This is a genomic window from Mesorhizobium sp. M7A.F.Ca.ET.027.03.2.1, from assembly GCF_003999175.1.
GTDB lineage: Bacteria > Pseudomonadota > Alphaproteobacteria > Rhizobiales > Rhizobiaceae > Mesorhizobium.
On record NZ_RZOM01000245.1, the window covers coordinates 1 to 6,563 of the forward strand.

General features: G+C 62.7%; 6 protein-coding genes. 1 reads left to right on the forward strand and 5 read right to left on the reverse strand.

All coding sequences use genetic code 11. The annotated features are described in order from the left end of the window. The 4 genes from EN750_RS13125 to EN750_RS13140 form a co-directional block, all read right to left on the reverse strand. On the reverse strand, positions 1–684 hold a 684-nt coding region (locus EN750_RS13125), incomplete at its 3' end, for an ABC transporter ATP-binding protein (protein ID WP_145967621.1). 5 nt (positions 685–689) lie between these two features. Continuing rightward, on the reverse strand, positions 690–1,628 hold the full coding sequence (locus EN750_RS13130) for a carbohydrate ABC transporter permease (protein WP_127396663.1): 939 nt from the start codon (positions 1,626–1,628) through the stop codon (positions 690–692). Then, a complete protein-coding gene (locus EN750_RS13135; protein ID WP_127322195.1) occupies positions 1,625–2,512 on the reverse strand; it encodes a sugar ABC transporter permease in 888 nt (295 codons plus the stop codon). The genes EN750_RS13130 and EN750_RS13135 overlap by 4 nt, the downstream gene beginning before the upstream one ends. Positions 2,513–2,593: 81 nt before the next feature. Continuing rightward, a complete protein-coding gene (locus tag EN750_RS13140; protein WP_127396665.1) occupies positions 2,594–3,832 on the reverse strand; it encodes an ABC transporter substrate-binding protein in 1,239 nt (412 codons plus the stop codon). 404 nt (positions 3,833–4,236) lie between these two features. Here EN750_RS13140 and EN750_RS13145 point away from each other — a divergent pair, with 404 nt between their 5' ends. Beyond that, positions 4,237–5,292, forward strand: coding sequence for a LacI family DNA-binding transcriptional regulator (locus tag EN750_RS13145; protein WP_127396666.1), 1,056 nt, complete (start codon positions 4,237–4,239; stop codon positions 5,290–5,292). 9 nt (positions 5,293–5,301) lie between these two features. Here the strand turns inward: EN750_RS13145 and gndA are convergent. After that, the coding region (gndA, locus tag EN750_RS13150; RefSeq protein ID WP_127396667.1) for an NADP-dependent phosphogluconate dehydrogenase at positions 5,302–6,563 on the reverse strand (1,262 nt) is incomplete at its 5' end.

The following is a 6,563-nucleotide window of genomic DNA, read 5'->3' on the forward strand; positions in this document are numbered from 1 at the left end:
GTTATAGATGGTCTGCGGCGCATCGAGCTGCTGGATGACGCCGCCCTTCATCACCGCGATGCGGTCGGCCAGCGTCATCGCCTCGATCTGGTCGTGGGTGACGTAGATCATGGTGTTCTGCAGCTTGCGATGCAGCAGCTTGATCTCGACGCGCAGTTCGGCGCGCAGCTTGGCATCGAGATTGGACAGCGGCTCGTCGAACAGGAACACGTCGACATCGCGCACCAGCGCCCGTCCGATGGCGACGCGCTGGCGCTGGCCGCCGGAAAGTGCGGCCGGCTTACGCTGCAGCAGCGGTTCGATCTGCAGGATCTCAGCCGCCCGCGCGATCCGCTTGGCGATCTCTTCTCTTGGCGTGCCGGCGACACGCAGCCCGAAGGACAGGTTCTTCTCCACCGTCATTTGCGGATAGAGCGCATAGGACTGGAACACCATGCCGATGCCGCGGTCCTTGGGCTCTTCCCAGGTGACGTTCTTGCCCTTGATGAAGATGCGGCCCTCGGAAACGTCGAGCAGGCCGGCAATGCAGTTGAGCAAGGTCGACTTGCCGCAGCCGGACGGCCCGAGCAGCACGATGAACTCGCCATCGGCGACATCGAGATTGAGCGTCTCCAGGACGGTCACCGCACCGAAGTTCAGCGACAGGTCCTGGATCGAAACGCTGGTATCATTGGCTGCCGTCATCGCCGTCACCCCTTCACCGCGCCGGCGGCGATGCCGCGTACGAAAAGCTTGCCGGAAATGAAGTAGACGATGAGCGGCACAAGCCCGGTCAGGATGGTTGCGGCCATGTTGACGTTGTACTCCTTCACGCCTTGCACCGAATTGACGATGTTGTTGAGCTGCACCGTCATCGGATAGGTGTCGGGGCGGGTGTAGACGACGCCGAACAGGAAGTCGTTCCAGATGCCGGTCACCTGCAGGATGATGGCGACGACGAAGATCGGCAGCGACATCGGCAGCATGATGCGCAGGAAGATGCCCCAGAAGCCGGCGCCGTCGACGCGTGCCGCCCGAAACAGCTCTTCCGGCATCGAGGCGAAATAATTGCGGAACAGCAGCGTCAGGATCGGCATGCCGAAAATGGAATGGACGATCACCAGCCCGCTGAGGCTGCCATAGAGGCCGATCTCGCGCAGGATGATGACGATCGGATAGATCATCACCTGGTAGGGAATGAAGGCGCCGACGATCAGGATGATGAAGAACGTATCGGCGCCCTTGAAGCGCCAATTGGCCAGTGCATAACCATTCACCGAGGCGATGGCGATCGACAGCAGCACCGACGGCACGGTGATGCGCACCGAATTCCAGAAACCGCGCGAGAGCCCGTCGCAGTTAAGGCCGGTGCAGGCCGTTGACCACGCCTTGACCCACGGCTCGAAGGTGATCTCGAGCGGCGGTGAGAAAATGTTGCCGAGCCGGATCTCCGGCATGCCCTTGAGCGAGGTGACGATCATGACATAGAGCGGCAAGAGGTAGTAGACCGCCATGACGAACAATGTGCCGTAGAGGAAGACGTTGCGGCGCGAAATCATGCGGCGCGGCTTTGGACCGTAGGGCCCTGCGATGTCCTGGCGCGCGCCGGCGGCAACGCTTGCTTGAGCGGTGATGTCTGCAATGCTCATTTGCGTCGCCCGAACTCGAGATAGGCCCAAGGCACGATGACGATCACCACCGAGAGCAGCATCATGGTCGAGGCGGCAAAACCCTGGCCGAGGTTCTGGGCGAAGAACATATAGTCGTAGACGTATTTGGCCGGCACTTCGGATGCGATGCCCGGGCCGCCGCTGGTCTGGGCCACGACCAGGTCATAGACCTTGACGATGCCGGAAGCGATGATGACGAGCGTGGTGATGAAGACCGGCCGCATCATCGGGATGACGATGAACAGATAGGTCTTCCACATCGGGATCCCATCCACGCGCGCCGCCTTCCAGATGTCTTCGTCGATGCCGCGCAGGCCGGCCAGCATCAGGCACATGATGAGCCCGGTGCCTTGCCACAGCGCAGCGATCGATATGCCGTAGATGACGATGCTGGAATTATAGAGCGGGTCGAAGCTGAAGCTCGTCCAGCCTAAGTCCCGCACGACATGCTGGATGCCGAAATCCGGATTGAGCAACCACTGCCAGACCAGGCCGGTGACGATGAAGGAGAGCGCGAAAGGATAAAGGAAGATGGTGCGGAACGTGTCCTCGAAGCGGATCTTCTGATCGAGCAGCGCGGCAAGCAGAAAACCGATGACCAGCGAGAACACCAGCGAGATCGCGCCGTAGATCAACAGGTTCTCGATCGAGATCAGCCAGCGCGGCGCCGCCCACAGCCGGTAATACTGGTCTAGTCCGACGAAATTCAGCCGCGGCAGGAGCTTCGAATTGGTGAAGGAATAGAGCACCGTCCAAACGGTGCCGCCGACGAAAACCACCATGGCGGTGAGGATCATCGGGATCGAGGCGACCTTCGCATTGAGGTTGCGGAACAGAAGGTTGGGGCGTGCGCTCTTGCTCATCTCGTCAGCCGGCTGGGTAAGGGCGGTGCATTCCCGGCCCTGCATTCGCAAGGCCGGGAGCGAGGCGGGTTGCCTCCAGCGTCAGTCCGCCGAAGCGATGAGGTCGGCGAAGCGCTTCTGCGCGTCTTCGACGGTCAGTTCCGGCTTGGCGAAGAATTCGGCGAAAAGGTCTTCCTTCTGTTTCTGGGTGTCCTGCGAAAGCAGTTGGTCCGTCCACGGCATGACGGCGCCCTTGGCAAGGATGGCGAGGCCCTTCTTCATGCAATCGTTGGCCGCATTGAGATCGACGTCGCCGCGCACCGGCAGGGATCCCTTCTTCAGATTGAAGGCAACCTGCGTCTTGGGATCGAGCAGCGTCTCGGCCAGCACCTCCTGCGCCTTGCTCTTGTCGGCATCCTTGAGCAGCGGGAAGTAGAAGGCGTCACCGCCCGTGGCTATTACCTCGTTCAGCCCAAGGCCTGGCAGGCAGGTGTAATCCTTGCCCGCGGCCTTGCCGGCAACCTGAAACTCGCCCTGTGCCCAGTCGCCCATGATCTGGCCAGCGGCCTTGCCGGTGATGACCAGGTTGGTCGCCTGGTTCCAGTCCTGCACATTGGTGTTCTTCGCCATCTTGCGGGCATCGTCCGCGGCCTTGAAGACCTTGGCGACTTCGGGCCCGGCGGCGAACTTGGCATCCTTGTCCTTGTAGACCTTGAGGAATGTGTCCGTGCCGCCCACAGCCGCAAGCAGGACGTCGAAGGCACCGGAGGATTGCCAGGCCTGTCCGCCGACGGCGAGCGGGATGATGCCGGCCTTTTCCAGCGCCGGCGCTGCCGCCACGAATTCATTCCAGTCCTTCGGCAACGGCACGCCAGCCTTCTCGAAGGCCTCGTTGGACAGCCACAACCACTGCCAGGAATGGATGTTGACGGGCACGCAATAGATCTTGCCGTCGATGGTGCAGCCGTCGAGCAGGCTCTTCGGCCGGACGACATCAGTCCACTTGCCCTTGGTGGCGACGTCGGTGAGGTCGCGCATCAGGCCGGCCTGCACCAGTTCTTCCGCCTGCCGGCCATGGTTGAATTGCGTGGCGCCCATCGGATCGCCACCGGTGATGCGGCTGATCATGATTGGCCGCGCCGTGCCGCCGGAGCCGGCAATGGCGCCGTCCACCCAGTGGTTGCCGGTCGCATCGAATGCCTTGGCAAGTTCCGCAACCGCCGCCGCCTCGCCGCCCGACGTCCACCAATGGGTGACTTCCAGGTCCGTCGCGGCCGCCTGGCCGGCAAACTGCAACGCGGCCGTCGCTGCCAGCGCAGCGGTCAAAAGTTTGTATCGCATTTCGGCTCCTCCCAGAATCTGAAACGTTACAGATTTTCGATACGGCAATTGCGCGGGCTGTGCAACCCATCAACGAAGCACCCTCGATATTTTTTCGGGCTGCGAACAAATTCGCATGGATGATCGCGCTTCTCATGCACTGCAGCAAGGTTTGCTGCGGCGCAAACACCGAAATGCCGCCTGATACGGGCAAAAAGGCGGCGGCAGAGGCAATTTCTCCTGGAATCCCAAGCGTTTCGCAAAAGAACCATCCACCTCGTGGGCGAGGGACATGTAACTCGATATGGCAATCTGTAACGTTTCAGTGTATTGAGACTTTACCGGGGCTGGAACGCATATCGTATCGCCATGACGGCGATTGCCGACATGGCTCGCGGCTGCTATGCGCCTGACGGGCGGGACGAATGGACAGACAGCGTACGGACAAGAGCGGGGAGACCTCGGCACAGGGACGGCCGACGTTGAAGACGCTTGCCTTCATGACCGGGCTCGGCGTCACCACCGTGTCACGCGCCTTGAAGGATGCCCCGGAAATCGGCGCCGAAACCAGGCGCCGCGTCCAGCTCGTCGCCAAGCAGATCGGCTACCGGCCGAACCGCGCCGGCGTGCGTCTGCGCACCGGCAGGACCAATGTCATCAGCCTCGTGCTCAACACCGACCGCGAGATCATGAGCTTCGTCTCGGACATCATCTACGGCGTTTCGGAAGTGCTCGCCGAAACGCCCTATCACCTGATCGTCACGCCCTATTCCCGCTCGCAGGATCCGATGGAGCCGATCCGCTATCTCGTCGAGACCGGCTCGGCCGACGGAGTCATCATTTCGCGCACCCAACCGAACGATCCGCGCGCCCGCTACATGCTTGAGCACGGCATGCCCTTTGCCACGCATGGCCGCACCGACATGGGCCTCGTCCATCCCTACCATGACTTCGACAACCATGTTTTCGCGATGGAAGCCGTGCGCCGCCTGGCGAGTATGGGCAGGCACAAGCTGGCGCTTCTGTCGCCTCCGCCCGGGCTGACCTATTATGGCCACACGCTGAACGGCTTTGCCGATGCGCTGAGCGAGGTCGGAGCCAGCGAAATTCCGTTCAACACCGTTTCCGTCGATCACACGATCGAGCAGATCAGGACCAGGACCGCGCAGGTGATGCGCCGCGAAAACAGGCCGGACGGCTTCGTCAGCAGCGCTGCCGCCGCGACACTGGCGATCGTCGCCGGCATCGAGGATGCCGGCCTCAAGCTTGGCCGCGACGTCGATGTCGTGTCCAAGCAGTCGTCGGACCTGTTGCACCTGTTCCGGCCGGAATTGCTCGTCGTCAACGAGAACTTCCGCCTGGCCGGCTCCGATCTCGCCCGCTCCGTGCTCGGCTGGATCGGCGGCGCCGCACCCGGCTCGTTGCAGCGCCTTGTCGCCACCAGCGAGGTTCGGGCGTTCAGCCCGCCGGTTTCCGTTTAGGCCCTTGGGCTAGCCAGCCGCACCGCTTCCCCACGGCCCATGGAACGCGCCCTTGTCGTCGATGCGCTCGAAGCCGTGCGCGCCGAAGAAGTCGCGCTGCGCCTGGATCAAGTTCGAGGTGCCGCGGCCCTGGCGGTAGCTGTCGAAATAGGCAAGTGCGGAAGACAGCGCCGGCACCGGCGAACCGGCCTCCGAAGCCCTCGCCACGATGCGGCGTAGCGACGGATGCGCCTCCTGCATCAGCGCGATGAAGGCCGGGGCCATCAGGAGGTTGGTCGAGGCGCCGCCCTTGCTGAAGGCTTCCGCCATGGTGTCGAGCATCTGCGAGCGGATGATGCAGCCGGCGCGCCAGATCCTGGCGATGGTCGGCATCGGCAGGTTCCAGTTGAATTCCTTGGAAGCGCCGCTCATCACCGCGAATCCTTGGGCGTAGGCGGCGATCTTGCCGGCGAACAGCGCCAGTTCCAGATCTTTCAGCAGGGCATCCTTGTCACCTGAAATCTTCGTCACGCCGGCGTTGCCATAGGCCTTTTCCGCCGCCAGCCGCTCGTCCTTGATCGATGATAGAACGCGTGCCGCCACCGCCGCCTCGATCGCCGTCGCCGGAATGCCGAGTTGCTGCGCCTCGATGACCGACCATTTGCCGGTGCCCTTCTGGCCGGCGCGGTCGAGGATGATGTCGACCACCGGCTTGCCGGTCTTCGGATCGTCTGATGCCAGCACCTTGGCGGTGATCTCGATCAGGTAGGAATTGAGCCGGCCCTTGTTCCAGTTGGAAAACACCGTGCCGATGTCCTTCGGCCCCATGCCCAGGCCGTCGCGCAAGATGCCGTAAATTTCGGCGATCATCTGCATGTCGGCATATTCGATGCCGTTGTGGATGGTCTTGACGAAATGCCCGGCGCCGTCGGTGCCGAGCCATGCCGCGCAGGGTTCGTCCTTGAACTTGGCGGAGATCGCCGTCAGCACCTTCTCGACGCGCTTCCACGAGTCCTCCGTACCGCCGACCATGATCGACGGCCCGTGGCGCGCGCCCTCCTCGCCGCCGGACACGCCCATGCCGATGAAGGTGAGATCCGAGCCGGAAAGCTCGGAGAAGCGCCGCATCGTGTCGCGGAAATTGGCATTGCCGGCGTCGATGACGATGTCGTTGGCCGACAGAACGCCGCGCAGAGCCGCGATCTGTTCGTCGACCGGCTTGCCGGCCAGCACCATGATGATGATCGGGCGCGGCGGCCGGATCGCGGCGGCAGGCTCTTCCAGGCTGTAGC

Excerpts from the sequence above, each read along its gene's own strand:
- EN750_RS13130 (WP_127396663.1), bottom strand. The coding sequence starts at position 1,628 with ATGAGCATTGCAGACATCACCGCTCAAGCAAGCGTTGCCGCCGGCGCG.
- EN750_RS13135 (WP_127322195.1), bottom strand. The coding sequence starts at position 2,512 with ATGAGCAAGAGCGCACGCCCCAACCTTCTGTTCCGCAACCTCAATGCG.
- EN750_RS13140 (WP_127396665.1), bottom strand. The coding sequence starts at position 3,832 with ATGCGATACAAACTTTTGACCGCTGCGCTGGCAGCGACGGCCGCGTTG.
- EN750_RS13145 (WP_127396666.1), top strand. The coding sequence starts at position 4,237 with ATGGACAGACAGCGTACGGACAAGAGCGGGGAGACCTCGGCACAGGGA.